The organism is Flavobacterium cupreum (assembly GCF_003996965.1).
In the GTDB taxonomy this organism is placed as follows: domain Bacteria; phylum Bacteroidota; class Bacteroidia; order Flavobacteriales; family Flavobacteriaceae; genus Flavobacterium; species Flavobacterium cupreum.
Window position 1 is genome coordinate 1 of record NZ_QWDM01000222.1, and the last position, 294, is coordinate 294.

The following is a 294-nucleotide window of genomic DNA, read 5'->3' on the forward strand; positions in this document are numbered from 1 at the left end:
GACCAGATCAACAAGCAGCGCTCGGGCCACATCATCACCATCGAGGACCCGGTCGAGACCCTGATCCCGCAGCGCAAATGCATCATCACGCAGCGCGAGGTGGGCTTCGACGGCGACGTCGACAGCTACTACCTGGGCGCGCTCGACGCCCTGCGCGAGCGCCCCGACGTGATCGTCATCGGCGAGATCCGCGACGCCCAGACCGCGCTCGAGGCGCTGGCGCTGGCCGAATCGGGCCCGCTCGTGTTCGCCTCGCTGCACGCGCGCTCGCCCGAGCTGGGCCGGCAGCAGCTG

The 294-nt window shown here is 70.1% G+C and carries 1 protein-coding gene; it reads left to right on the forward strand.

Going from position 1 to position 294, the window contains the following annotated elements; all coding sequences use genetic code 11:
* Positions 1-294: ATPase, T2SS/T4P/T4SS family (locus D0817_RS27240; RefSeq protein ID WP_161568494.1), on the forward strand; the 294-nt coding region annotated here is incomplete at both ends.